Consider the following 26,331-nt stretch of genomic DNA (forward strand, 5'->3'; position numbering starts at 1 on the left):
GCACACCTGTACTAAACTAATTTTTTTCGGGACATTTTAACTTGCGCTTGACATTCCTAAAGAAAAAGCCATATCACAGGGATATAGCTTCTCCGTTTATTGTTGTTCGATAACTCCTAATTGTAGTCAATTAAATTTACAAACAGGCTTTATCGAATACCCTATATAAAATTCAATAAAAAGCTTATCTTCTACTTCAATGCAAAAAATTCATCTCGTAGAATTCCATATTTTATAGAATCATAGTAAGTTCCTTTATAATAACGAACTTTTCTAATTCTAGCTTCTTGAGTCATCCCTAATTTTTCTGACAGTCTCATCATACCAGGATTACCACTCCAAGTTGTTAGTCCTACTCGTTCAATTTCTGGGAAATCCTTAAAACAAATCCCAATCCATTCTTGTAAGGCAGATGTTCCAATACCGTGAGACCATAATGAATCATCATAAATAACAATTCCTATTTCTAACCAACGAGTTCTAATGTCTTCCCAATAGCGTGTAACAACTCCAATAATTCTTTCTTCATGAACAATTGCTAAAACATTTTCACTCAGAAAAAAAAGATGATTTTCTGACTGTAAAAATGTTTCAAAATTTAATTGTTTATATTCATCAAAATAAGGGGCATTATAAAGTGTCCATCGAGGTTTTTCAGATGAATATATTAGTGTATGAAGTATTGGTAAGTCTGTTTCATTTAATTTTTTAAGCAAATTAACTTTCTCCTTAATAATGTATTTAGGTTATTAATGGCGACTTATACGCCTAAATAATTGTATAATATAGTTATTAGATAGAGGACATCGTTCTCTCCTTGAGTTCTAAAACTCGTACTCGAAAGAGTGATGCCGCTGGAAATTTTTCTTAGTGGTTTTTGAATTTTTTGAAGAATTTTTCTATTCATTATTGACTATTCATAGTTAGTCTTTTTTCTCTAAGGGCGGTGCATTTCCTAGAGCTCATCATTCTTTTGATTTCATTCTTATATTATACCAAATTTTTAGTTTTGTAACTATTCCTAAAGAAAAAGCCATATCACTGGGATATAGCTTCTTTGTTCATATTGAGGATTTGTCGAACAACCAAAAAACTCAGTTCTTCCAATCACAAAAATTATCTAATTACACTATTTTACTTATTAATTACTCTACTCACATCTTATTTATAACTAGATGATTATCCTTGATAGTAATAATCTTATCATATCCAACCATCATTTCCTCTGAAATGTGATGTTCTATATCAATAACTGCTCCAGAATAAGTTTTAATTAAATCATTCAAAATTTTTGAACTCTCATCATCCAGCCCTGATAAAGCTTCGTCAACAAGTAAGCAAGGTTTTTCAAATAATAATGCTCTTGCTAACTCTAATCGTTTTAATTCTCCACCAGACAGAGAATGTAATTGTTTATCCATTTTAGTATGTAGCATCTCTTTTGTTGCTAAGTGTTTCATTCCTACTCTTCTTAAAATTTCAAGGACTCTACTTTCATCTATTGGACTATCAAACGTCAGATTAAACAGCAATGTTTCGTTAAAGATAAATGGGTTTTGAGAAACAACAGAAAAAAGTTCAATTCCTTGTTCTTGACCATAATTGATAGTACCAGATAATACCTGCATTTCCCCTAAAATAGTTTTTAAAAAAGTACTCTTTCCTGAACCTGAAGGTGCTTTGAATAATATCTTATCATGACTTCCAAGTGAAAAATCAATATTTTTAATCAATTCATTATCTTGATATCCTACTGTAGTTTGTTTAAATTCTAAGATAACTTCTCTACTTGTTGGTAACTCTAGCAGTTGCTCATATTCTTCGGCTTTACTATTAAGAGTTAGCACTTTATTCAATATTGGATCAATTGATTGAATCACATTATATGTAGAAGCAGCAGTAATTAATGGAGTTACAACCCTATCAGCTGCCATATATATAGTAAGCAAACTCCCTACTGTCATATATCCATTTTGAACAGATCTTATTCCCAGCATTAATGCTATCAATAATGAGCACACATATAGTATACCAATAATTGTATTAGCGATATTCTGATTAAAATCCATCTTAAAATAATTTTTTTCAGATACTCCTAACTTCTCATTCAACTTTTTTAGTACATTATTTACCACACCAAATCTTTTCATCAACGGGCGTGCCTCTAAAAAATCTGTTAAAAATCCTATATATTGATCATTGGATTCTTGCCAACGTGTTGTTCCTTTCTTTAACCATTTTTTAGTTAACTTAGGAATTAGAGCAGGTATAGCTCCCAAACCAACAAAAAGTAAGCCTACTAACACATTGATATTCATCAAAAATATAAATGTAACAACACCTTGAAGTGTACACAACATCATAGTAAATACATTATTGATAAATTTATTTTCAATTTGCTGAACTTCACTAGTAATACTAGTGATGTAAGAACTTGGTGATTGCTGTAAATTCTCTTTGCTAACAGAATTTACTGCATGTATATTTTTTAACTGATAATTTACATTTTGAATAAACTTTCCTTTAAAGAAAATAAATAGAAATTTTGATAAAACAATTAACAGTAAAAAAATCAGCCATAAAAATACTGTATACATACTGCTATCAAAATCACTATTGTTCATATAATCTGTAAATTTCCCTAAAAAATACGGTGCACCAATTCCATCAAGAGACATTAAAGCTAAAAATAACACAGCACCTATAAATATTCGCTTATTACCTACTAGTATAAATCTTAAGTATCGAAACATTCTGATTCCCTCCACTCTAATTTAGAAAATTTAAATTCAACAATGCAAGTTACATTATTCGCAAAAAAATAATAAAACTAATCAAATTTTAATTTAATTCTAATCCATTCCAATCATTTTGTCAAAATATATTTTTACAAAATGAGATAATTAAAATACACAATTAGTCTACAATCATTAGTAATTTCCATAAATACTATGATTAAAAATACCCTGTAACGATTACCAACCTTTTAACAGTTTATTTTTAGATAATACGAACCAAATTGAGTCTGTATACCAAAATAGCTATCCCAGCAAACAACTCTTTATTTTAATCTATTTAGAGCCTTTATTGTATTATTCACTTTATTCCTATTTCTACTGCAAAGACCGTTATCTCCTTTTTTTACTCTAGAGGGTTGCAAATGCTATTTAGTGGGTGTATTTTCCATAAGGGGAGGCTTTTCCTATAGTTCATCATTCCACTTTTCACTTTAAGTATATTTCTTTAATTTCGTTCTTATACTATACAAACTTTTTAGGTTTATGACTATTCCAAAAGAAAAAGCCATATCACTGGGATATAGCTTCTTTGTTTTTACTATTGATTGATCATACAAAATTTTTAATATGAACACTGTTACCAATTAATTTTTTTATTTTTAAGACTAAATAATATTAATATAGAAATAATCGTCACTATTAAATTCATAATCAAAGACTGTTCCGCTAAAATTTGATATCTTTGGACATCTACAAACAACGTTAGCGGTATTATATTATTGTATACATTTTTAATTTCATTAACTGATGATACCCCTATCATCACTTTATCTTGATTATTTGACATAAACATATAATAGAAACACCATACTTGAAAGATTAATACTGAAACAAGTGAAAAAATAAATAAATTTAAACGAACAGACTTCTTTGTCAATGTTCTACATAGATACAACAACATACTAACAATACTAAAAAAACTTAATATTGAAATGACCTTTTGAAAAAGTTGCCAAATGTCAAAATTTGAAATTATCAAGTAGTATATGATATTAAAAAATGCAAAGATAAAGGAATATATAATAAGAATTTGCATTTTACTGTATTTTAGAGTGTAATAAAAATATCTTTTTCTAGTGTACAAAAGTTCATATAGAAAATAAGTAGATATACCTATTAAAAACGTAGCAGAAATCATAACCCCAATACCATTAAGCATACGAATCCACTCAATATCCCCCGACATAAATGTGATCATTCTCATTACTATACTTATACCATATACATACAAATAGACATTCTTATAGTCACGTATAATCTTCTTAATTAAAAGGCACATTTCTATTCACTTCCTTATAAATGTCATCTAGTGATAATCCAGGATACTTTTCAAAAAGTTGAGGTACTGAATTATGCAATAATATTTCGCCATTGCTCATAAATATAACTTCATCGAACAATTTATCCATATCTTGTATGAGATGTGTACTAATAATTGTAACTCCAGAATTTGTTTTAAATTTCATAATTAAGTCAATTAATATATCTCGAGTAAGCGGATCGACTGCTGCAAGAGGTTCGTCCAATAAGTAAGTATCTACATCATGACAAAGTAGAAAAGCTAAATGTAATTGCTCTTTCATTCCCTTAGAATACGAAGAAATCAACTGATCCTGATCAAGATTTAAGTAACTAAATATTTGTATTGCCTTTTCAATATTAAATGTGTCATAAACTTGCCCAAATAAATTAAAACACTCCCTAATTGTTAAGTCTTCCGGTATGTATGCATAATCAGGAAGCAATTGTACTTTACCAACATCATGAACATTGCCCTCATACTTTTGATACAAATCAGCTAAAACATTCATAAGCGTTGTTTTGCCTGAACCATTAGGCCCAAGCAATGCAATAATTTGCCCTTTAGGTTCAATAGACAATGTTATATCATTTAAAATTATTTTGTTTAATCTAAAAGATAAATTTTTAACACTAACCATATTTGTCTCCTTTTTTACTCTAGATGGTGAATTTCCGAGAGTCATCATTCCACACTTCACTTTAAGTGTTTCTCGTTGATTTCATACTTGTATTATACCAAATTTTTAGATTTGTGACTATTCCAAAAGAAAAAGCCATATCACTGGGATATAGCTTTTTTGTTTATATTGAGGATTTGTCGAACAACTATAAATTCATCTATGCTAATATGTTGGTAAGTTAATATGAAACATTCCTTATTTTTGTTCTGATTAATTTGGTTTTTGTATATGGCTTTTTTATGCATTTATTTTTTTCTACTTAATTTTACAATCGGCGAATTTTAATACCCCTTGTATTCTCCTTCAAATACAAACTTTTCAGGGTGAGATTTGATGTAGTTTAGTTCATTTTCTTCACCTTTATAATCGTAAATGAAATCATCGGCTTCACCTAAAATATTAAAAAATTCCTCTCCGTATTTTTCTTCCAATGTTTCTAGCATATGGTATCTTTCTTCTCTACCAAAAGATATTGTCCCACCACAATAGTCTACAACTTTTTGAAAATTACCTGCATATTCGTTCATTCCAAAATGTTTGAAACCTTTTATTGCATCTTCCCAAACTATCCCTGTAGGATTATATAAAAACTGATGATGACCTCCATTACTTACTTCTGAAAAATACCAAGTAATGGCTAATAAATATCTTTGCTCTAAAGTGAAAGTCTGAGCTGATTGAACATACTCATCATATCCATCATAAATATTAATTGTTCCCCACATTGGATCAACAACATCATAATAAGAGTTTTCATCTAAACTTTTAATATTTTCTATGGTAATCTTTGCGTATTTTAATTTTGTTTGTATTTCACCCATTTCATTAGTCTCCTCTATAATTTCATTCTCTTAATTGATATATTCAAAACATTTCTCCGTTAAAATAGGAGATTTCATATTTTACCTCTCGTAATTGATAAACTTATGCAAGTTCTAACTCACAGATAATTCTTTTGGTATCCAATTCGTCTATAGCAGTAATTTTTATATAATCAAATCCATTTCTCTTCACTTCTTCAAAAGAAATTTTTTCTCCGTTAATAGTTTCTGTAAAGTCATCTTCATCAAATTCAAAATCTTCTTTCTCGTCATCAAAATCAATGTTATAGGCAAAATCTATTTCAATTTTAGAGTTTGGAATTTCTAATTTAGAAAGTGGACGTTTTTTGATATCTTCTAAATTTATCTCATCACAGAACATAGGGTTGTATCCATATTTAGCTTCATCATAGAGTAAAATTTCTTTTCCTGTATGTATACATTTTGCTACTATCATGCAAGGATCGGTAATCTCATTTTTTTCATCATACATACCACAAATCATATGTCCTTCAAAAAGTGAACCAAAAAAATAAATTTCATACAGTTCATTGGCATCTCCACTTTCTAAGTTATTGCAAATACTAATACTTGTAAATGTATCATCTATATGTATTATATTGTAATTTTCTTCTTTAATATAAGTTGATACTCTCATTTTAATTTCTCTCTTAATTATTATATCGTTTCATTAAAAAGTGAACATTCAAAACCTATTAATATTATCTTGTTTTCTTTAATTTCTTTTTCAAAAATAAGACTCACACCACTTTTTATTATCATAATTTTATTATTTCCTTCTTCCCATACGCCTTTACATACTGAATTACATCCTGTTTCCTTTTGATTGATTCAAGCAAAGATATATCTAGTATATTTACGAATTCTTTAAACTGAACCAGTCCGATGCTTCTTATCTCTTTAAGTTGCTCGGCATCTCTTATCTTTCTCTCTGCCTCACTTTGCCCAAATGGCTCTGAGAAAAGAGCTTCTATTGTTTTTTCAAGATTTTCAGTACCTGACCATGTATATTCTTCACCTAATGGTAATGATATCGCATTTCCATTATTTATCTGAGCAAATAAATAGGCATCCTTCGGTGTAGGTTCATACCCGCAGATGACGTCTGGCATACTATTACAAGCAAGCATCATTCCCTGTCCGGAAGAACAGCCCGTAACAACGAAATCAACTGTCCTACTTGCCAACAAGATACCTACAAGAATAGAAATTTCTATATACGAGTATTTTTCATTTTCTTCCATCGTACAACCAAAATTTATAACTTCAGCTTTCTTTGGAGCATACTTTAATACAGCATCATAGATTATTTGATTTTTTGTCGCTTGCGAACTTGCTTGAATAACTCCGATTCTCATGCTTTCCTCCTACAACTTCTAATGTGATTATTTCTTTTTCTTTGGTTTAGGTGCAGGTAATTCATCATACATTGAATTAAATAAACCTGTTAAAAAATCTTTGTTGTCAACATCATCTACCAACAGCTATACAAAAAAATCATATTTAAAAACTAATTCATAGCTTAACCACACCTCATATTTATAGTCGGATATTTTAGAGTATCACAACAAACTATTCTATTAAATGGAACAATTACCCTTTTAACTTCTAATTCACAATTTTCATTATCTATACCCAAAAATAATAAAACATTTTTCAATATCATCATATTCATAAGGAATACTAAATCTATTAAGCATACACTCTATTTCTGATTTTTTATCAGTAACACATATCTTTGGCTCAATTAAACGTCCTTGACCAATAACTTTCTCAAATTTACTTCTAATTTTAAATCATTCAACAATGCTCATATTCTTATGAAAAAAATGTTCATCAGTATCAATCGTCCAATACACGCTAGGCTTTTCTTCATCAAAAATCGTCTTATATTGTATCGGGATGTCTCTCATGTTCTCCATGATGGAATCTATCAGTTCTTTCCATTTTGTATTATTCATAAAAGAGGTTAGATTTCTTTCTGCAAGAACCTGTTTAATTTTTTCTTTTTCAGTTTTTTTATTGTTATATTTCCCATTTTCAATTTTGTCTATAATGTGTTGCATTACTGATAACGCTCTATCATCTATTCTTTGATAAACATAAGATGGCGATATACATTGTTTATCTCTTTTTACAAAATACCACCCGTAATGCACCCAACCAGTAACTATAAAATGAAAATCTCCCTCCCAACTTATATCGAAATAAATTCTATCTTCATCATTAGAACTACTTATTTTGATAACTCCACTTCTCGGATTTAGTTTTTCACATAAAATATCATTTATTAGTTTCATCTATCACTGTTTTTCCTTACATCTTCAAATTTACCAGTCTGTTTCTAATATGAACATTTTATTCTTCAAACTTTTCCTCAACATTAAAAATCACTTCACAATCGCAACCAGCACCATTTTCTCGCAAAAATTCTATAACCTTTTCAATATCTACATTTTTATCATTCAAAAACTCATTTGTTAAAGAAAAATCGTGATTACACTCTACCGTTTCTGATTTTTCATTTAGATAATCAAATAATTCATAAAATAATTTCTTCTCCATCGGTAAGTTCTCTTCAAATTCTTCCATTTGTTGGACTTGATATTCTTGTAAAAATTTTCTCTTCTCAAATTTGTTCATGAGCTTTTCTCCTTTATTAAATTGTTTTTTCAAATAATTTATTTTTTTACGTTATACACCATATCTCCGCTATTCCAAACGTACATAATTGCCGACACTGGTCTTTTTCCGTCTTCACGAAGCCATCCTCTATATGTAGTTTTGTTGCCATAATAGCCTTCAATAATGATTTCAAATTCGGAATCTGTATATTCATCCATAAATTGTTGTAAGCCAATAGACTTTCCATTGAAACGTCCTTCAGTTAAGGTTTTGTTAAATATTAATACATCACACAGGTCGATATCACATTTCTCAAAACATATTTCACCTGGGTATGATCTTTCTTCACCTTCCACAAATTCATATATTTTATTAACTTTCAACGTCAAAGTTTCGTTGTGATATTTGATTTCTTTCACCCTGCTATCATGAAGGCTGAAAAGGATATTGCTACTTCTATCGTGTATAAACTTCATACCGTTCCTCATAAATTCACCTTAAAATCTAGTTATTTAGCTACTTTTTTACATAAAAGGTCGCTCTTCCTTTGCCATGTCTTTCAATGTACGCTTCCTCAGTCAATTGCTTAAGCATATTTTCAATTGTAGCTTTTCCTACACTTGGAACTAATTCCATCATATCACTTTTTGTAAATTTACCTAATTTGCTATCAATTGCATTTCTAACAAGTTCGATTGTAGGTACTTTTTCGTCTACATAATCAACTCTTTCTTCAAAATCAATATAAGCGGCTAATATCATTCTAAGAATATATTTTATGAATGGTAAAGGTTCTTCTTTGTTTTCATGCCAACCTATCCCACTTTTTTCTAAAGCTTTATAATAACTATTTTTATTTTTTTCTATTTTACTTTCTAAACTGATATATTTCCCAATTACATATCCTTGTCTGTATAGCAAGAGGGTTGTTAATAAACGACTCATCCTTCCATTTCCGTCATTGAAAGGATGAATACAAAGAAAATCATGAATAAAAATTGGAATTAAAAGCAGCGAATCCACTTCTTTTTTATCAAAAGCTATATTCAATTCATTACAAATCTGATCAATTGCGCTTGGTGTTTCATATGGGGATAATGGCTTAAAAATTTCGATAGTATTACCCTCTTTATCTTTTTCCACAATAGAATTCTGAGTATTTTTATATCGACCACCAATTCCTTTTTCACTATACTTAAATAGTTCTTTATGAAGTTGCAAAATATAGTTACTATTGATTGGAATATATTCATAACTTTCATGAATTGTATTTAGTACATCTCTATATCCAAGAATTTCTTCTTCATCCCTATTTATAGGAGTTGTTTTTTGATTCATTAACTCTTTTATCCTGACTGCTGTAGTAACAATTCCCTCTATTTTATTAGAATCTTCTACACTCTGAATTTTAGCAATCTCTACTAATTTATCTAAAACAGCAGGTTTACGTGTCAAAAAAAGTTCTTGTTTTCCTTTGTGCTCATGAATTTGTGAAAGAAGATTTATAATTTCACTATCCCACTTACTTCTTGCTAGATTTTCATAACTAAAAAGTCGCATTCGCCTACCTCCTTTTCTTTTCGCCTAATTATATCACATTTTTAGGCGATTACTAAGAACTTAGGCGATTATTTATACTTACCTAAGTTGTAAAATAAAGTAAGACAACATAACATCATTATTTTCTGTTAAAATTATTTCATCAACCTTGTTTAACAAAGAGCTTGTTGAAATCTATATTTTTAAAGGACGTTTTCATCTCGCTTCTTCTCTTTAAAGTGCTATTTCACGCTATTTTACAATATGGCATCCCCAGCCACTATATTCCCCGTCAAACTCTTCTGCCAAATCCATAAGATACCAGACAATTTCATCGATATTTTCAAAAGCATCTTCCCTACCGATGACAAGTACATATGGATATTCCTTATCTATATCCTCATTGTTGCTCAGATTTTCTGATGAAAGTTTTATGAAACCGTCTTCCATTACTTTGGCTAAAAAGGCTTCTCCATTTTCTTCTGTTTTAAAGAGTAGGCAATGTTCGAGTACTCTTGGCACCATACTATCACCATCACTTTTAATATTCTCAATAAGCCTCATATTCATAATGCTTTGATATTCATATTTATCAGGATACAGTGCCTGAAAATACATGTCCCAGTCCTTATCTTCAAATACTGCAAATGTATAGGCATACTCAGGGAAGTTTTCTGCCATCATCTCAGAAATTTCATCGTAGTACCCCAACTCATTCTTAGCATACGAAATAATACGTACCCGTTCATCACATTTCGCAACACCTGTTAATATGTCCCCATGTTTTTCAATAATCTCTACCACAGCATCTTCTATACGGTATAAATATTCCCCTTCTTCTCTTGTAGGAAACCCGTTTTCATCAGCATTCTTATATAATATTTGTAATTCTAGTCTTTTAGGGTAGTTTGCAGTAAATTCAAAATCCCAAAGAGCTAAATTGGTTCGAATAACTGCCGGTAAGTCACAAGCAAATGCATTGCATAGATAAATGCCCCAGTCTTCATCAATTTTGGCAGTTTGTTGATCAATTACTTTCTCCGTAGCCACATTAACTCTGCACTCTCTTTTTTCAATTTCTTCTTTACACTCTTTTACTACTTCCAACGCATTCTGTTCCTCAGGATCTAACTCCGCCCAACGCAAGGCAAAAGGAATAGCTCTTTCTTCCTCATGAGTCAAGTATTGATAGGCATATGCCATGCGCATATGCCATTCAGCCTTATCTTTCCCCTCTTCTCTAACTGAATTCAAAATATCTATAGATTTTAATAAAAATTTATCGCCAATAAAACTAGGTGTTCCTTTATCATCATTGCCGACAATCGCAAAGTTTTGATAAGCACGAGCAAGCTGATACCATACTTGATAATCACGTTCTTCCATAGGGATGCTTTCCAACGCTGTCATACATTCCGTATATTTATCTTCATCTGTAAGCTTTTCTATATACGCAAAAAATTCTTTGCGATTTTCTGAGTTCCATTTCATGTTACATTACCTCCACTTTTTATCGTTTATCCAACATTAAAAACACAACACCACAAATTACAAGTAACAGTCTACATATACCTATAAAGACTCTATATCCTTTCTCACCCCACACTTCAAAAATAAAAGCGTATTTTGCCTTATCTCCGACTGTAGCTTGACATACCCATTTCCAATCTCTTATCGCACCGATTAAAAATAGGAGTCCACCTGCTATCAACACATACTGATAATATACTTTTAACCATTCAAATACTTCATCCATATCGTTTGTCTACTTTCTCCATCAAGCATTTCTCTAATGATTTTTCTTATTCACAGGTTATAAGAACTCTTCTTAATGCGCTTTCATTATAATTTAAAATTATATAGATATCAATATTATAAAAAACAGCATACGTAAAATTGTTTTTGCAACTTACTGACTATTCCTAAAAAAAGCCATATCACACGGATATAGCTTCTTTGTTTTTATTGAATGAATCATTTAATTAATCACTAATGAAGTTTATACAAAATTATTGGTAGTTTTATATTACCTATAGTCGATATGATAGATACTTACAAATTAGATTCAGCAATAAGATTTGTCAAACAACCCAAATTTATTCGGACTATTATTTATTTAAAATTATATTGTAAATACTCAGTTTTATTAAATCATATGATGTAATTTCTATAAATCCAGTGCTGTTTCATCCAAGAGAAAATCCTCTACTCCAATATATAAAATCCCGTCATCATCAAATCTAGGTACTATATTATTTCTAACTATAACAACTTTCTTAAATGAATCTCCTGTTCTTCTCAACGATTCCGTCTCTTGTACTTGTTTTTCTTTTGTATCAACATTAAGTGCCGATTGAATATAATATCTATTACTTCCTCTATTGATAATAAAGTCTACTTCTAAATTTTTTCTAATCGTTTTTTTATTCTCATCTTTATAGTTATATTCCACAACACCAACGTCTACATTTAGCCCCCTCATACGAAGTTCATTATATATTACATTTTCCATAATATGTGACTGCTCAATCTGTCTGAAATTTAGCCTTGCATTTCTAAGCCCAATATCTGAAAAATAGTATTTATACGGAGATGATATATATTTCCTTCCTTTCACATCATATCTTCTGGCTTTTTCAATTAAAAAAGCATCAATAAAGTAATCCAAGTAATTACTTACTGTGAACTGAGATATCTTTATATTTTTTTCTGACATAAAAGTATTCGCCAGCTTAGTTGGATTAGATAGAGAACCAATAGAAGAAGATATAATATCCAACAAATCATCCATTATAGATGCATCTTTAAGAACTTTATTACGCTCCATTACATCTTTAATATAGGTGCTTGTAAAAACATTTTTCAAATACTCACTCTTTTTTTCATGATTACTAATCTGTACAGTCATTGGCATACCACCGTACAAACAATATTCATCAAAAGCCTTTCCCTTGTCTCCTTCATAACATGAATAAAATTCTGAAAATGAAAATGGATATACTCTTATTTCATCACCACGATCTCTAAACTGCGTGAGCACATCTGATGAAAGCATCTTTGAATTACTACCTGTAATATATACATCTACATTTGGAATTTTCATAAGTCCAAGTACCAAATCAACAAAGTTTACCTTTGATTCAGTGCCTTCCAAATATGGATTAGAAATTTCTTCTACAAATTGAATTTCATCGATAAAAATATAATATTTAAGTCCATTATCTTGTATTTTATCTCTTAAATAATTATCTAGCTCTATTGGATTTCTATATTTGATATTCTTCAGACTATCAAGTGCAATCATTATAATTTGATTTTCACTCACTTCACTGGACAATAAATACTTTCTATATAGTTCAAATAAAAGATAAGATTTTCCACATCTTCTAATACCTGTAATAATCTTCACTCTTCCATTGTCTTTTTTATCGATAAGTTGATTTAAATATCTTGGTCTTTTTACTTCCATTTTTACACCTCATTTAATAATATATTGTAATTACGCATTTTTATTAAATCTGTTTAATATATTATAGCATTCTTGATCAACATTTCCAATTAGCACTTTTAAAATTAATGCGTATTTACTACTTTTATTTAAATTAGCATAAAAAGCCATATCACGGAGATATAGCTTCTTTATTTTATAGGGTTATAATGATTGATTTTTTGATGGAACAGTGGATAACTATAGTATATCGTGATTGGAAGCTTTATTATTTAATATAAAAAAAGCTGTTTCCTCACCAGATTTAAGATACCCCATTTTGGCATCAGAAGGGATACTATTTTAACCAAAATTTATTTATTATCATACTACAAGAAGATTATTCTAACTAGATTTTATTATTTATATCTTTTCAATGTTTTATTTTCAATAGCATAAATTTCGTCTGCACAATTTTTAACAAATTCCATATCATGAGAAACAAAAATCACTAACCCTGGATAATTTTTAATCAATACCTCTAGCGCTCTTATACTAATCATATCTAGTGAATTTGTAGGTTCATCTAATATTACAACATTGGCATCTTTAATGAATACTTTTAATAATTCTATTCTAGTTCCCTGCCCACCACTTAATTTATTGATTGGTACATTCAATAATGAAGCATCTATCCCAATATCCCTCAATAAATTTATAATATCTTGCCTTGAAAAATTAGAATCTTCTTGTAAATAATTTATAAGATTTTTTGTACTTGCAACATCAAAATGAAATTGTTTGAAAACTGAAAATTTAATCATTTTAGAAAGTATAATATTTGGATGGTTAGCTAGTATATTCTTTATTAATATAGACTTACCAGAACCATTTTTCCCAGTAATTGCAATTTTTAAGTTATTTGCAAATTGAAAACTAACATTTTTTAATAATTGTTTATCTTCATAATAGAGATTAAGCAATTCAGCTCTTATAGGATATTTATTATGTAGTTCTCTAAAATTGCCTTCAGGAAAATGGATTGATTGTACAATAGGTATATCATTGATTTCACCCAAACTATCTAATCGCTTTTCAACATTTTTTATTGTCCTATCAATTCGCTTAACAGCTGTACTTTTATCTTTAGTTGCAGCTAATCGACTAGGTTTTTCAAATGACTTTTTATTTTTATTTTTTTCTAGGCGTAATCTTTGCTCTTTATTATTTAGAATAATCGTTTCTAAATGTTTTTTCTCTCTAATATATTCTTCTTTTTCATATTGTTGTTTTAAAAGATGAAGTTCTTTTTGCTTTTCAAAATCTTCATAAGTACCAATATACTCTCTAATTTCTTTATTCTCAATATCCCATATTTTAGTCACAACATTTTTTAAAAAATAGCGATCATGACTAGCTATAATGATGATACCATTTTTATATGATTTAATCGTTTTAATTAAGTTCTCTCTCGTCTGAATATCCATAAAATTAGTTGGTTCATCTAATAATAAACAACCTTGTTTTGTACAAAGCAATTTATATAGGAAATCTCTTTGCTGTTCACCAGCACTATAATTTAAATTTGTATAATCATTATTTGAAAACCAATTTTGATCAAACTTTTTACATAACACATCACAGATTATTCTACCCTTAGTAGATTTTGTATTACCGCAAATAATATTTAATAATGTTGTTTTACCTACACCATTATTACCTACAATCCCAATAACTTCTCCAATATGACCGATTAATTTATCAGCATGAAACAAGGGTTTATCTGCAAAAGACATCTCAATATCAATTATTTTAATAACTTCTTTAGCCATAAAGTCACCCACTCCTTTAAAATTTCACCTTACTTTTCAACTGTTCAAAGTCAATTCTAGATAGCAAATAGGATACAATAAACTTCATTCTATAAATTAGATGCAGAAATACTCAATCGTAGGATTAATAACTTCTATCAATTCCTGCTTTTTTACTAGATTGGTAAATTTTCTTAAATAAGACATAGCCTATTACCAAAAAGAAAGCTGACTGACCCGCTAATAATAAGTAGTCCATCCAAGCAACGCTTTCATCTTGAATCAAATTTTGAGTCATTTCAATTCCTAGAGAAATTGGAAGAAATCGTCCAATCAAAATTGCCCATTCTGGCATCATTTCGTGAGGTAAAATAGCTCCAGTGAAAAATAATAGTGCATAAGAGATAATCGAATCAAACGATGCCGTCTTAGTATATTTTAACGTTAACGCCACTAATACTAATGTAAATCCAAACACTCCAACTGTGGTTAATAAGAAGATGACAATATACCACCCACTGAATGAAATTTGAATTGAAAGAATGGCACTCAAGATAAGTGATACAACAGCCACTTTGATGAGATTGACAATTAACCACACTAGTGTCCTTACTATAATCAGCTGTTCAAAAGGAAATGGTTTAATAATTAGTTGGTCTAAGATTCCCATTTGCTTCTCCGAAGACACAGAGACTGCTGCTTCACTAATAACCGAACTCAATAAATACCAGTACACAAATCCTACATAACCTTGATTCATTTGTTGATGTTGAACTAATAAAAACATATAGAACACAATCGTAGTAACCACAATACTCACAATCTGATCCGGATAATAAGTGCGCACTTCATGTAAATATTTCCATAATTCTGCCTTAAATAACTTCATAATGAGCTCCTCCTCTTTGACTATAGAAATAGTCCAGTGTTTCTTCAACAGTAGGACTTAATTTCTCAATCTTGATTAAATGAGACATTAAGTTATGCTTTACTAAAAGTTCCGTTAACTCGTCAATAGAGTTTCGTTTTAAGTATGATTTTCCTTTTTCAATGCGACATTTTAGCTCTTGATGAATCACTTCTCCTTCAATAACCGCTTCAAATTCTTGAGAATGTGGGACTTGTTGCAAGAAGTTCTGATAATCTCCCTTATAGACAACCTCTCCTTCATCAATCACAATCACATAGTCTGCTAGTAATTCTATAATCTCTGCTTGGTGCGAGGTAAGAATAATCGTTTTTTCCTGTCCTGTTGATAATTGTTTAATTTTTTGACATAGTTGCTTTGAACTTTGAAAATCTAATCCTAAAGTGGGTTCATCTAAAAATAGTACTTCTACATTTGTCATTAATGAAATAATTAATGAGAGCTTCTGTAACATTCCTCGAGAGTACCCACCAACTGGTTCATCAATAGCATCTCTGAGGTCGAACTCATCAATTAGCGCTTGAATACTGTCATTCATATAGTTTATGGATTGTTTTGATAATCCAAGAAAGTATTCAATATTTTGTTTTCCTGTTAAAAATGGATAAACATTATCGACTGACTCTAATACGGCACTTACGTTTTGGTAGTAAGAATGTCCAATGTCTGAGAGATTCTCTCCTTTAAATAATATATCTCCCTTATCTGCACTGATCATTCCTAACATCAATTTAATTAATGTCGTTTTTCCAGCACCATTTTTACCAAGAATCACCGTGATGTTATTTTCTGGAATTTCAAAGGAAATATTATGCAAAATTGTCTTATTATTGTATCGTTTTTCTATACCCTTCACTTCAAACACCATCTACTACCTCTCCTTAAAATAATAATCAAAAAAACTCTCCATCATTTTTGTTCAAATTCTTTTTTGAACATATTAACCTCTGTTATTTTCCCATAATTTGAAGTTTTTTACATTATAGCATTTTTTTAGAATTGTAACTATTTCTAAAGAAAAAATTCACATGAGTGTACAATAGTCTTGGTAAATTCAAAAAAGCACGAAACTAGAAATTCCAGTTCCGTGCCATCTATTAGTCTTTAATTCCAACAAGCTCTCGCTGTCTACGATTCGCTTCTTGTGCGATGTAACTCATCACAAACTTGAATTCTTTAGCAGTAGCTTTTTCAGAGAGTTCTGCGATACTTTTATTGTATTTTTCAACAATTTGTTTTACTTTTTCTTTGTCATTCATCTAACATTTCCTCCAATTGTTGTTTCGTATATTGCTGTGGAAGTACCAGCTGAATATTATCAGCATCAAAATGTACTTCGGATATATTATTTTGATAATCTTTAATAATAATATGTAATGTTACTTCTGGATGTCGTTTTTTTACTTTTTCAATATTTTCCCTAGATTGGAAGAAAGCATTGATAAATGTATCTTTTGGAACAACACGACCTTCTACTAATTCACGTTCTTTCGTAAAACTCCATGCCACTTGTGGGTCTTGATAAACATAAAATAACGTCACACGATACCCATTTTTTAATGTTCGAATGATATTCTTCTCTGCACTTAAAACTGCAAATGTTGCATCCAATATAAATGAATATTCGTTATCCACTACAAATTTAAAAGACTGATCTACTAACCATGCTGATGCTTTTTGATATTGACTAGAATTACTACCGTCATAACCCGGAAATTGAATTCGAAACGCATCTGCATCAATTACGATATGATTATCGTAAGTTTCAGATAATCCAAGAGCAACTTCTGTTTTGCCTGCGCCTGGACTACCAGCCATAAATACTGCATCTGGCTCTTCACTAGGAACACTATCGTGAATCAATTCAGAAATAAACTCTTCTACTCTATTTTGTGCATATTCTAGATTCTGATCCATGGTATTCCTCCTTCAATTCTTTGTCTAAGTATACCATTTTCCTAGCATTTTATCAGCTATATTGTAACATCCTTATTCTGGTATTTTTATTTCCACAACTTATCTCCTTATTCAAAAACCTCACTGACACATTCTGTAATCTGGCTAAAATGATTAAAGTCCATTATTGGATCTCCTAAAGTATCGTCTCCGCTCAATCCAATAATTTCTATTTTACTCTTAGAATGATTCTTCTCAATTAGTTCTTCCGCTAAAGCTTTAATACTTATTACTTTTCCAATCGTTAGTGTATAAACTCCTGATTTTAGAACGTGTTTATAAAAATCATCCCAACCTTGAATAAAATCTTCTTTTCTCGTTGCTAGCTTTGTAATTCGTTCATCAGTTAAAGGAAGAGGTTTATTTTCTTTCGAGAGTTTATCAAACACATGATAGACTGAGCCATTACTTTCAATCACAAATGGAAATCTTAACGATTGAACGACACAATCTTGATGCTTATCATTTAAATTCTTCAAATATTGTTCGACTTCTAGTTTTTGCCTTCCGAACTGATTATGGGGTTTATATGCTTCATCACTTGAGATAAATATAACTCTTTCCTTTACAAAAGGTAATACCGACTCTAGAAACACTTTTGTTTGCAAAACATTTTTTGAATAATAATACTCAGCAAAGTCTTCACAAAAATTTGTCATTTTTAATGATGCTCCATGAATTAAAATATCTGGTTGAATTGCTTCAATATATTTCAAACAATCTTGCGAAGTAAAATCCATTGGTACTGGATAAAATACTGATGAATCTATCCTTTTACTCATAATTGCTAACTGTGTTTCTTGATAATCAACACCATAAACTATTGCATCATTTTCTATAAAATAATTTACTAATGCTTCCCCAATGGTTCCACAAACACCCGTAATTAACACTTTTTTCTTCATAATTCACTCTCCATTAAATCTAATAATTGTTGATTCTGATTTCTTCTATTGTAAATCACTGCTAAAATATGAACTACTCTATTCTCTTCATCTATCCAATAATACATATAATAATTCTTAACTGGGATTTTTCTAACTCCTTGACTTCCCCATGGTTCTTCATCTATGGTACGATAACTTTGTGGCATTAAGGCAAGTTGATTCATCTTATGTTTAAATAAAAATAACAATTTTTTTGCTGCAGCTGGAGCATTCAACTCACATTCGATGTAGTTTCTAATTTCCTGTAAGTGATCAAATGCTTGAGGTGTTATCTTAATGCTGTACTCAACCATTTTATAATCCTTTCATTAACTCATTAAAAACAAAATCCATATCTTGTGACTCATTATTTTTTACCTGTTGCATTCCTGTATCCATCATTGTTTGAAATTCTTCTTCTGTCATTGTTTCACGGATAGGAAGTTGCTTCTGAGGAACAGTTAAGGAAAATGGAATTCCATTATTCATAATAATTTGTCGATAAAATAAATCAATCGCTACTGCTCGAGAAAGCCCAATCTGTGATAAAATATTTTCTGCTTGTTCTTTAATATTTTCTTGAATTCTAACATTTACACTAGCTGTTTTCATACATATTTCTCCTCTTATTTGATTACAATCATTATACCATATGTGTTGCGTTATGCAACACATCTAAAACAATCTCAACATTTTTATCAAAACCAATTGAATTAGTATTGCCTTCCAACCACTCTTTTACAAAAAGAAAAAGCCTTCATCAAAAGGCTTTCTCTAAACTACTTCATTTCTTATTCACTTAAATGGACTCCAAGAATTTCTTTAATATCTTCCACAGTTAGATTATTCTTGCTTTCTTGTCCTTCTAAAACAGTATTCACTAGTTCTTTTTTATTCTCTTGTAATTGTTGAATTTTTTCTTCAATTGTACCAAGAGTTACTAAACGATAAACATCTACTTGTTTCGTTTGTCCAATACGATGGCTTCGTCCAATAGCTTGCATTTCTACTGAAGGATTCCACCATAAATCACATAAAATAACGGTATCTGCACCCGTTAAATTCAAACCAGTTCCCCCAGCTTTTAGTGAGATTAAAAAACAATCCTTTTGACCTGCATTAAAGGCATTCACCATTTCTTGACGTTCATCGGATGGTGTTTGACCTGTTAATTTAAAATAAGTGAGTCCTTGTTTTTCTAATTCCTGCTCAATTAATTCTAACATCTTTGTAAATTGTGAGAAAATTAATGGACGAGCACCTTTTTCACGAAGTGTTGTGAGCAATTCAATTAAGCTATCCATTTTTCCACTTTCTCCTGAGTAGTCATCCAGGAATAAGGATGGTGTGTTACAAATTTGACGTAAACGTGTTAATCCCGCCAATAATTCTATCTTTCTCTTTTGTAATTCATCATCTGAATGAGATTCTACAATATCTTGCATTCGTTGAACTTGAGCGATATACAGTGATTTTTGAGGAGAAGTTAATTCATTACTATATAAATGTTCATTTAATGGCGGTAATTCTAAAACAACTTCTTCTTTTTTTCTTCTTAAAATAAATGGTTGAATTAATTTTGCAACCATTTCTGGTGTTAACTTGCTAAATTCTTTTTTACTAGGTAATAATCCTGGAAGAACAAATTGGAAAATCGACCAAATTTCTTCTAATCGGTTTTCGATTGGTGTTCCGGATAATGCAAAGCAAGTTTCAACATCAAACTCTCTCAATGCGTGTGCAATTTTTGTCTGACTGTTTTTCACCATTTGAGCTTCATCTAAAATTAAATAACGATAATGATATTTTTGATATTCTTCTACATCCGATCTAAACGAAGAATAACTAGTAATAGTAATTGTCGCTTGTTTTTCTATTTGAAGCAATCGACTTTTAGCATTTCCATAAACAACTTCAACATCTACATCTGGTGTAAATTTACGAAACTCTTCTTTCCAATTATATAATAAACTAGATGGCGCTAAAATTAATACTCTTTCATTTTCTTTTAAATGAGCATTTAGGAAAGTAATCGTTTGAAGCGTCTTCCCTAACCCCATATCATCTGCTAAAATTCCACCAAAATTATGAAATTGTAGCATACTCATCCATTGTACGCCTTCTTTTTGATAAGAACGTAATTGAGCATTTACTTCATAAGGAGGAGCATCAAAACGATTTGGATTTGCAAGGTAATAAGCCATCTTTTTAAATGCTTTTGAAAAATGTACCGTATCAGAATTTTTTACACTATCCGCTAAAACAAATGCTTGTGATTTATGAACTTTAAACGTATCTTTTGAAAACTTCGCTCGAATATCTTGTAACCCTTTAGCAACTTTCAGACTTTCATCATTAAAAACAATGACTTGACCTGTTTTCGTTTGATAATGGGACTCTTGACTCCATAATGCTTTTAAAGCTTCTCCAACTTCTTTTTCAGAAAGCATTGAAAAATCAAATTTTACAGAAAGATAGCCATCTTGTTCAATAATATTAATAGCCCCTGAATCTTCAATATAGAGTTTTTGTAATTCCTCTGATAATTCTACCTCTCCTAATTTCTGAAACTTTGGTAAATCATTTAAGAAAAATTGAGCTAATTCTATGGACGCACTACTGCTAAATCCCTCTTGAAATCCTGAACGATAAAATTGATATCGAATTTTTTTAGCTAATTTCTCATCATACGCATATGGGAGTTTTACTAATTCATCCTTTGAAGAAATCGTATCCTTTTCAAAATGCCATTTCATCTCAACTTTGATTAAGCTTCTATCCTTTGAAAAATAAAAAGATGGGATAAATGGATGAGCTTGCAACTCTTCTATTAATTGCACATTTGCGAACATAGATAGCGTATTAGAGAAACGAATCATTTCTTCTTTTTGTTGATGTAAGAAACTTAATTCATAACGTTTAGTATATAAGTCAATCCATTCCTGTAATCTAGCTAGAAAAACTCTATACTTTTCTGGAATATAATAAATATGATTTTCTCTAATTAAGTAATCAGTATAAAGAACTTTCCCAAATCCACCTTTATAATCAAACAAATATTTATGACTTGTTTTTCGTACAACAAAATTTGGTTTTGTTGATTTTGAAGGTGTTTCATCTACAAAGAATTCCGAATATTCTGTTGTACCATCTACAAATCTAAATTCCTCTAATTCTTGAAATAACTGACAAGCCTCAGGCATATAACCAGGTGACAATTGTAAATATCGTGCTCCATTTTTACCAAATGATTCATAATATAATTGTTTGTCTGTATCAAAATAATTTTTATATAAAAAACGAATACAAGCTTGTTCTTGTTCATTAAATGATTCTAAAGACATGACTTCATCTTTGAATTTTGTTGAGATATTATAAGGATAACCATAATAAATGGATTCAATGAATCTTGAAATATCTTTGACAATATAATAACGATTCGATTCTTCTGGTTTTACTTTTAAAGTCCATAATAAATATTCTCCATTAACATCCAATTGCGCTCCTAAAGAATATTTTTTTAATTCACGATCGTCTTCAAACACTTCCTCATCTGGAATATCCTGCATTAATTCAGTAGCAAATGAGTTCAGTTGAGAATATTTTATACGATTTTGAATTTCGTCAGATAAACTTTTAAAATATAAATCAAAAGCAATTTTATGTTCACAATTATGATTATTTTTAAAGAAACTACAACTACACTTAAAATCTGTTAAATCTAATGCACTCATTGAAACATTACCATCATTAGGCAATTGAAACCTTAAGATACCGTATTTCTCTGGTCTATTAAAATAATCCACTAACTTTCTGTCAAATTCTTGTTTAAATTGTCTAAAATAGTATAAACCTAATAAATCTATATTTTTAGAATACGGAAAACTCATCTTTACTTCCTCCCTTACAATTCATGAACCTTCTATTCCAACCCATCAAAGTCTTCGAATTTTACTGAAGCTAGTTTTGAAACTCCAGATTCTTGCATCGTTACTCCATATAATACATCTGCTTCTTCCATTGTTCCTCTTCTATGAGTAATTACAATGAACTGTGTATTTTTAGTAAATTCTTTCAAGTAACGACCATATCTTGCAACATTTGCTTCATCTAAGGCTGCTTCTACTTCGTCTAGTAAGCAGAATGGCACTGGCTTCACTTCTAAAATTGCAAATAATAATGCAATGGCTGTAAAGGCACGTTCTCCCCCAGATAATAAACTTAAGGATTGTAGTTTCTTACCAGGTGGCTGAGCAATAATCTCAATTCCTGTTTCTAATAAATTCGTAGGATCTGTTAACTCTAGAGTAGCACGTCCTCCTCCAAACAATCGTGGGAATGTTTGTTGGAATTGACTAGAAATAGCATCGAAAGTTTGTTTGAATCGACTCGTCACTTCCGTATCCATTTCTGTTATAGTGTCTTCTAGATTTTTCTTCGCATCTAGTAAGTCTTGTTGTTGAATCGTTAAAAATTCAAATCTTTCTTGAACTTTATCATATTCTTCAATCGCCATTAAGTTTACTGCACCCATTTGTTCGATTTGTTGTTTTAAGAGACGAACCGTTTTAGAAGCATCTTCGATGGACATTGTTAATTCTGTTTTTTCGATTGCTGCTTCAAATGTTAATTCATATTCTTCACTTAAATATTGCAGTTTTTGATCAATTGCTAATTCAAATCGATTGGCTTTTGTTTCAACTTTTGATTGTTGTTTCAAATACTCTTGTAATTGATGTTGCGCTTGATTTCGACTAACTTCTGTTTGTTTATTCAATACTTCTAATTGAATTCTTTCTTCTTTTAGTCTATCTAAATCTATTTCTAATGCTATAACAGTTTCCTTAATCGCTTCGTAATCTTTTACAGTTTGGTTGTAATCTGCTTCATTTTTCTCTTTTAAGTCCTTCTGTTCATCTTTTTTCGATTCCAGTAAATGAACTTGTTCTTCTAAACGTTTTAATGACAGTTTTTCTTGTTTGAATTCTTTCTTTTGGTGTTGGACTTGCTCTTGAATACGAGCTTTTTGTGTCCCCACTTCTTGTAATTCTTGTTGTTTTTCTTGAAGCTGTTGAGTACGGTCTTCTTGAGATAATTGTAAATAATCCAATTCTTTTTTAACCGCTTGATTCTCTTTTGTAATCGTTCTTAACGCTTCATGAGTTTCCACATATTGCTGTTCTAATTGTTCATACTGTTGAATCGATTCATCTAATTCATATTGTTGACTTAATGTTTGACGACTAATTTTATTAAATTCATCTTTTGAGAATTGTAATTCTAAGCGTACTTCTTGTAATTGTTGTTTTAAAAGGGTTTCTTCTTCTTGAATCGCTGTTCCTTTTTGAACAATTTCGTTCCATTTCGTTTCCAACTGATTCCATTTTTCTGAAACTTGCTTCTCATACTCTTTCAACTGATTCAATTGTTGTTCTAACGTTTCTAATTGACTATTCCGTTTTACAAGAGATTGTTGTTGATGGTTTTTAGAAGCTCCACCGGTCATTGAACCACCAGCATTGACAACATCTCCCTCTAAAGAAACAATACGATAGCGATATTGCAAGACTTTAGCAATTTTCATCGCATCATCCAATGTTTTGGCAACTACCGTTGTTCCTAAAATGTTACGAACAATGGATTGATACGTTTTTTCCACATGTACTAAGTCACTAGCAATTCCAACATAGCCTTGTAAAGAGAATAATTGTTGTTGAACCGCATCTGGCATTCTTTTCTCTTTAATAATCGTTAGTGGTAAGAAAGTTGCTCGTCCCAAACGGTTCATTTTTAAATAGTCAATTGCTTTTGCAGCAGCTTGTTCATGTTCTACTACAACATGTTGACTACTTGCACCTAAAGCAATATCGATGGCTAATGTAACCTCATCATCTACTCGAATTAATTCAGCTACGGAACCAATGACACCTGCGATTTGTTTCTTTTGCTTTAAGATTTCACGAACCCCTTGATAGTAACCGGCATAATCTTCTGAAACTTGTTTCAAACTATGATAGTTGGCTTGTGTTTGTTGTAATTGTCGTTCAATCTTTTGTTTTTGTTCTTGCATCGTTTGACGTTCTTGACGTAAACTGTCTGCTTGTTGACGATAACTATTTAAGTCTTCTTGTTTAGAATTTGCTTGTTGAGCTAGATTTTCTTCTTTTTCTACTAACTGTGCAATCTTTTGATCTAATTGTTTTGATTGTTCTTCAAATAATTCTTGTTTTTCAAGTAATTTATCATGTTGATTTTGATTTTGTTCCATCGAACGTTCCAAGTGTTTTTCTTGGTTCGTTAATTTTGAAATTTCTTGTAATTGCTCGATATAGTCACTTTGTAATTGCTTTTGTCTCTCTTCATTACCTTGACTTAATTGTTCTAATTCTTCTACTAATTTAGACCATTGAGCCTCGATTTCATTCAGTTCCACTTCTTTAATGGCAACTGCTCGCTCTAATTCAGCCACAGTTTGTTCTGTTGATTCTAATTGACGAATGACTTCCACTAAAGCTAATTGATTTTCTTCATTGGTACGATTCGCAAACTCTTGTCTTTGTTGATAAACCTTACGTTCACCATCTAATTGTTCCATTTTTTGAATCGCATCAACGTATATCACTTGTTTTTCATCTAACTCAGTATTTTTTACAGCAAGTAATTCTTGTTGATCGAATACTTTCTGCTCTAGCTCTACTAATTTTTGTTCTGTTTTCGTCACAGTTTCTTGTAACTGAGCTACTTCTCGTTTAGCAACTGTCCACTGAGTATTTAAAGTTTCAATTTCAACGGCTAATAAGGCAGTTTCGATACCTTGTAATTCTTCTTTTTTAGATAAATAAACAATTGCTTTTTCTTTTTGTTCTAATAAAGGCGTTAATTGACTTTTAATTTCATGTAAAATATCTTCTACACGATTTAAATGTTCTTGTGTTTGATCTAATTTTCTTTGCGCTTGAGTTTTACGATCTTTATATTTTAATACTCCTGCAGCTTCTTCAATAATCATACGACGATCTTCAGGTTTATCATTAAAAATTTGTTCAACTTTCCCTTGAGAAATTAGGGCAAAGGAATCCTTCCCTAAACCAGAATCCATCATTAAACTTGTAATATCTTTTAGTCGACAAGCTTTCTTATTAATAAAGAAGTCACTATCCCCATTACGGTTCAATCGACGAGTTAATACAACTTGAGAATGCTCTATTGCCAATTTTCCATCTTCATTGTTAATATGCAAATTTACTTCAGCAATATTCACGGGTTTACGAGTTTGAGAACCTGCAAAAATAACATCATCCATTTTTTTACCACGTAAACTTTTTGCAGATTGTTCTCCTAACACCCATTTAATTGCTTCTGACAAATTAGATTTTCCACTTCCGTTTGGACCTACAACTGCTGTAACACCTTTATCAAATTCGATAACGGTTTTATCCGCAAATGACTTAAATCCAAACATTTCAATTTTTTCTAACTGCATCCTTGACTCCTTAC

General features: G+C 30.5%; 23 protein-coding genes and 1 pseudogene. All 24 read right to left on the reverse strand.

Annotated features, from left to right (window positions below; translation table 11 throughout):
• Positions 1–191 precede the first annotated feature (191 nt).
• Positions 192–716: a GNAT family protein gene (locus RWM24_RS03740; protein WP_314111704.1), complete on the reverse strand. Its 525-nt coding sequence runs from the start codon at positions 714–716 to the stop codon at positions 192–194.
• A 438-nt stretch (positions 717–1,154) separates the two neighbouring features.
• The gene (locus RWM24_RS03745) at positions 1,155–2,753 is read right to left on the reverse strand and encodes an ABC transporter ATP-binding protein (RefSeq protein WP_314111707.1); all 1,599 of its coding nucleotides are present in this window, start codon (positions 2,751–2,753) and stop codon (positions 1,155–1,157) included.
• Positions 2,754–4,060: 1,307 nt separating this feature from the next.
• The gene (locus tag RWM24_RS03750; protein ID WP_314111710.1) at positions 4,061–4,738 is read right to left on the reverse strand and encodes an ABC transporter ATP-binding protein; all 678 of its coding nucleotides are present in this window, start codon (positions 4,736–4,738) and stop codon (positions 4,061–4,063) included.
• 323 nt (positions 4,739–5,061) lie between these two features.
• Positions 5,062–5,601, reverse strand: a complete 540-nt coding sequence (locus RWM24_RS03755) for a DMP19 family protein (protein ID WP_314111712.1) — start codon at positions 5,599–5,601, stop codon at positions 5,062–5,064.
• Between the two features lie 103 nt (positions 5,602–5,704).
• Entirely contained in the window at positions 5,705–6,259 is a 555-nt protein-coding gene (locus RWM24_RS03760; protein ID WP_314111714.1) for a hypothetical protein, read from the reverse strand.
• Between the two features lie 121 nt (positions 6,260–6,380).
• Positions 6,381–6,980, reverse strand: a complete 600-nt coding sequence (locus RWM24_RS03765; protein ID WP_314111716.1) for an RpiB/LacA/LacB family sugar-phosphate isomerase — start codon at positions 6,978–6,980, stop codon at positions 6,381–6,383.
• Between the two features lie 27 nt (positions 6,981–7,007).
• Positions 7,008–7,106 (reverse strand): annotated as a pseudogene (locus RWM24_RS03770) (competence protein TfoX); the annotation flags it as partial.
• Between the two features lie 312 nt (positions 7,107–7,418).
• Positions 7,419–7,922, reverse strand: coding sequence for a DUF6678 family protein (locus RWM24_RS03775; protein ID WP_314111719.1), 504 nt, complete (start codon positions 7,920–7,922; stop codon positions 7,419–7,421).
• A gap of 58 nt (positions 7,923–7,980) precedes the next feature.
• A complete protein-coding gene (locus RWM24_RS03780) occupies positions 7,981–8,265 on the reverse strand; it encodes a DUF2695 domain-containing protein (protein WP_314111721.1) in 285 nt (94 codons plus the stop codon).
• Positions 8,266–8,303: 38 nt separating this feature from the next.
• A complete protein-coding gene (locus RWM24_RS03785) occupies positions 8,304–8,723 on the reverse strand; it encodes a hypothetical protein (protein ID WP_314111724.1) in 420 nt (139 codons plus the stop codon).
• A 40-nt stretch (positions 8,724–8,763) separates the two neighbouring features.
• Positions 8,764–9,807 (reverse strand): Fic family protein, encoded by a 1,044-nt coding sequence (locus RWM24_RS03790; protein WP_314111727.1) that lies wholly within the window; start codon positions 9,805–9,807, stop codon positions 8,764–8,766.
• Between the two features lie 231 nt (positions 9,808–10,038).
• Entirely contained in the window at positions 10,039–11,277 is a 1,239-nt protein-coding gene (locus RWM24_RS03795; protein ID WP_314111729.1) for a DUF695 domain-containing protein, read from the reverse strand.
• Between the two features lie 19 nt (positions 11,278–11,296).
• Positions 11,297–11,542, reverse strand: a complete 246-nt coding sequence (locus tag RWM24_RS03800; protein WP_314111732.1) for an immunity 17 family protein — start codon at positions 11,540–11,542, stop codon at positions 11,297–11,299.
• A 411-nt stretch (positions 11,543–11,953) separates the two neighbouring features.
• Positions 11,954–13,255 carry an ATP-binding protein gene (locus tag RWM24_RS03805; RefSeq protein ID WP_314111735.1) on the reverse strand — a complete coding sequence of 434 codons (1,302 nt, stop codon included), beginning with the start codon at positions 13,253–13,255 and terminating at the stop codon, positions 11,954–11,956.
• Positions 13,256–13,632: 377 nt separating this feature from the next.
• Positions 13,633–15,045, reverse strand: a complete 1,413-nt coding sequence (locus RWM24_RS03810; RefSeq protein WP_314111737.1) for an ATP-binding cassette domain-containing protein — start codon at positions 15,043–15,045, stop codon at positions 13,633–13,635.
• A 124-nt stretch (positions 15,046–15,169) separates the two neighbouring features.
• Positions 15,170–15,913, reverse strand: a complete 744-nt coding sequence (locus tag RWM24_RS03815; protein WP_314111740.1) for an ABC transporter permease — start codon at positions 15,911–15,913, stop codon at positions 15,170–15,172.
• Positions 15,900–16,820 (reverse strand): ABC transporter ATP-binding protein, encoded by a 921-nt coding sequence (locus RWM24_RS03820; RefSeq protein ID WP_314111743.1) that lies wholly within the window; start codon positions 16,818–16,820, stop codon positions 15,900–15,902. The genes RWM24_RS03815 and RWM24_RS03820 overlap by 14 nt, the downstream gene beginning before the upstream one ends.
• Before the next feature lie 229 nt (positions 16,821–17,049).
• Positions 17,050–17,211, reverse strand: a complete 162-nt coding sequence (locus RWM24_RS03825) for a hypothetical protein (RefSeq protein ID WP_314111746.1) — start codon at positions 17,209–17,211, stop codon at positions 17,050–17,052.
• Positions 17,204–17,869 (reverse strand): zeta toxin family protein, encoded by a 666-nt coding sequence (locus RWM24_RS03830; protein WP_314111748.1) that lies wholly within the window; start codon positions 17,867–17,869, stop codon positions 17,204–17,206. Before RWM24_RS03830 ends, RWM24_RS03825 begins: the two co-directional genes overlap by 8 nt.
• 107 nt (positions 17,870–17,976) lie before the next feature.
• A complete protein-coding gene (locus RWM24_RS03835) occupies positions 17,977–18,813 on the reverse strand; it encodes an SDR family NAD(P)-dependent oxidoreductase (RefSeq protein ID WP_314111750.1) in 837 nt (278 codons plus the stop codon).
• The gene (locus RWM24_RS03840; RefSeq protein WP_314111752.1) at positions 18,810–19,148 is read right to left on the reverse strand and encodes a type II toxin-antitoxin system RelE/ParE family toxin; all 339 of its coding nucleotides are present in this window, start codon (positions 19,146–19,148) and stop codon (positions 18,810–18,812) included. The genes RWM24_RS03835 and RWM24_RS03840 overlap by 4 nt, the downstream gene beginning before the upstream one ends.
• A 1-nt stretch (position 19,149) precedes the next feature.
• Complete coding sequence (locus RWM24_RS03845) at positions 19,150–19,446, reverse strand: type II toxin-antitoxin system RelB/DinJ family antitoxin (protein ID WP_314111755.1); 297 nt, start codon at positions 19,444–19,446, stop codon at positions 19,150–19,152.
• A gap of 179 nt (positions 19,447–19,625) precedes the next feature.
• Positions 19,626–22,724 carry a DEAD/DEAH box helicase gene (locus tag RWM24_RS03850; RefSeq protein WP_314111757.1) on the reverse strand — a complete coding sequence of 1,033 codons (3,099 nt, stop codon included), beginning with the start codon at positions 22,722–22,724 and terminating at the stop codon, positions 19,626–19,628.
• A gap of 32 nt (positions 22,725–22,756) precedes the next feature.
• Entirely contained in the window at positions 22,757–26,317 is a 3,561-nt protein-coding gene (smc, locus tag RWM24_RS03855) for a chromosome segregation protein SMC (protein WP_314111758.1), read from the reverse strand.
• Between the last annotated feature and the right edge of the window lie 14 nt (positions 26,318–26,331).

Origin of the sequence: uncultured Granulicatella sp. (genome assembly GCF_963516875.1) — a bacterium.
Taxonomy (GTDB): Bacteria; Bacillota; Bacilli; order Lactobacillales; family Aerococcaceae; genus Granulicatella.

Excerpts from the sequence above, each read along its gene's own strand:
- RWM24_RS03745 (WP_314111707.1), bottom strand. The coding sequence starts at position 2,753 with ATGTTTCGATACTTAAGATTTATACTAGTAGGTAATAAGCGAATATTT.
- RWM24_RS03765 (WP_314111716.1), bottom strand. The coding sequence starts at position 6,980 with ATGAGAATCGGAGTTATTCAAGCAAGTTCGCAAGCGACAAAAAATCAA.
- RWM24_RS03800 (WP_314111732.1), bottom strand. The coding sequence starts at position 11,542 with ATGGATGAAGTATTTGAATGGTTAAAAGTATATTATCAGTATGTGTTG.
- RWM24_RS03775 (WP_314111719.1), bottom strand. The coding sequence starts at position 7,922 with ATGAAACTAATAAATGATATTTTATGTGAAAAACTAAATCCGAGAAGT.
- RWM24_RS03825 (WP_314111746.1), bottom strand. The coding sequence starts at position 17,211 with ATGAATGACAAAGAAAAAGTAAAACAAATTGTTGAAAAATACAATAAA.
- RWM24_RS03850 (WP_314111757.1), bottom strand. The coding sequence starts at position 22,724 with ATGAGTTTTCCGTATTCTAAAAATATAGATTTATTAGGTTTATACTAT.
- RWM24_RS03845 (WP_314111755.1), bottom strand. The coding sequence starts at position 19,446 with ATGAAAACAGCTAGTGTAAATGTTAGAATTCAAGAAAATATTAAAGAA.
- smc (WP_314111758.1), bottom strand. The coding sequence starts at position 26,317 with ATGCAGTTAGAAAAAATTGAAATGTTTGGATTTAAGTCATTTGCGGAT.
- RWM24_RS03810 (WP_314111737.1), bottom strand. The coding sequence starts at position 15,045 with ATGGCTAAAGAAGTTATTAAAATAATTGATATTGAGATGTCTTTTGCA.
- RWM24_RS03755 (WP_314111712.1), bottom strand. The coding sequence starts at position 5,601 with ATGGGTGAAATACAAACAAAATTAAAATACGCAAAGATTACCATAGAA.
- RWM24_RS03835 (WP_314111750.1), bottom strand. The coding sequence starts at position 18,813 with ATGAAGAAAAAAGTGTTAATTACGGGTGTTTGTGGAACCATTGGGGAA.
- RWM24_RS03785 (WP_314111724.1), bottom strand. The coding sequence starts at position 8,723 with ATGAAGTTTATACACGATAGAAGTAGCAATATCCTTTTCAGCCTTCAT.
- RWM24_RS03805 (WP_314111735.1), bottom strand. The coding sequence starts at position 13,255 with ATGGAAGTAAAAAGACCAAGATATTTAAATCAACTTATCGATAAAAAA.
- RWM24_RS03830 (WP_314111748.1), bottom strand. The coding sequence starts at position 17,869 with ATGGATCAGAATCTAGAATATGCACAAAATAGAGTAGAAGAGTTTATT.
- RWM24_RS03820 (WP_314111743.1), bottom strand. The coding sequence starts at position 16,820 with ATGGTGTTTGAAGTGAAGGGTATAGAAAAACGATACAATAATAAGACA.
- RWM24_RS03840 (WP_314111752.1), bottom strand. The coding sequence starts at position 19,148 with ATGGTTGAGTACAGCATTAAGATAACACCTCAAGCATTTGATCACTTA.
- RWM24_RS03795 (WP_314111729.1), bottom strand. The coding sequence starts at position 11,277 with ATGAAATGGAACTCAGAAAATCGCAAAGAATTTTTTGCGTATATAGAA.
- RWM24_RS03790 (WP_314111727.1), bottom strand. The coding sequence starts at position 9,807 with ATGCGACTTTTTAGTTATGAAAATCTAGCAAGAAGTAAGTGGGATAGT.
- RWM24_RS03760 (WP_314111714.1), bottom strand. The coding sequence starts at position 6,259 with ATGAGAGTATCAACTTATATTAAAGAAGAAAATTACAATATAATACAT.
- RWM24_RS03815 (WP_314111740.1), bottom strand. The coding sequence starts at position 15,913 with ATGAAGTTATTTAAGGCAGAATTATGGAAATATTTACATGAAGTGCGC.
- RWM24_RS03780 (WP_314111721.1), bottom strand. The coding sequence starts at position 8,265 with ATGAACAAATTTGAGAAGAGAAAATTTTTACAAGAATATCAAGTCCAA.
- RWM24_RS03750 (WP_314111710.1), bottom strand. The coding sequence starts at position 4,738 with ATGGTTAGTGTTAAAAATTTATCTTTTAGATTAAACAAAATAATTTTA.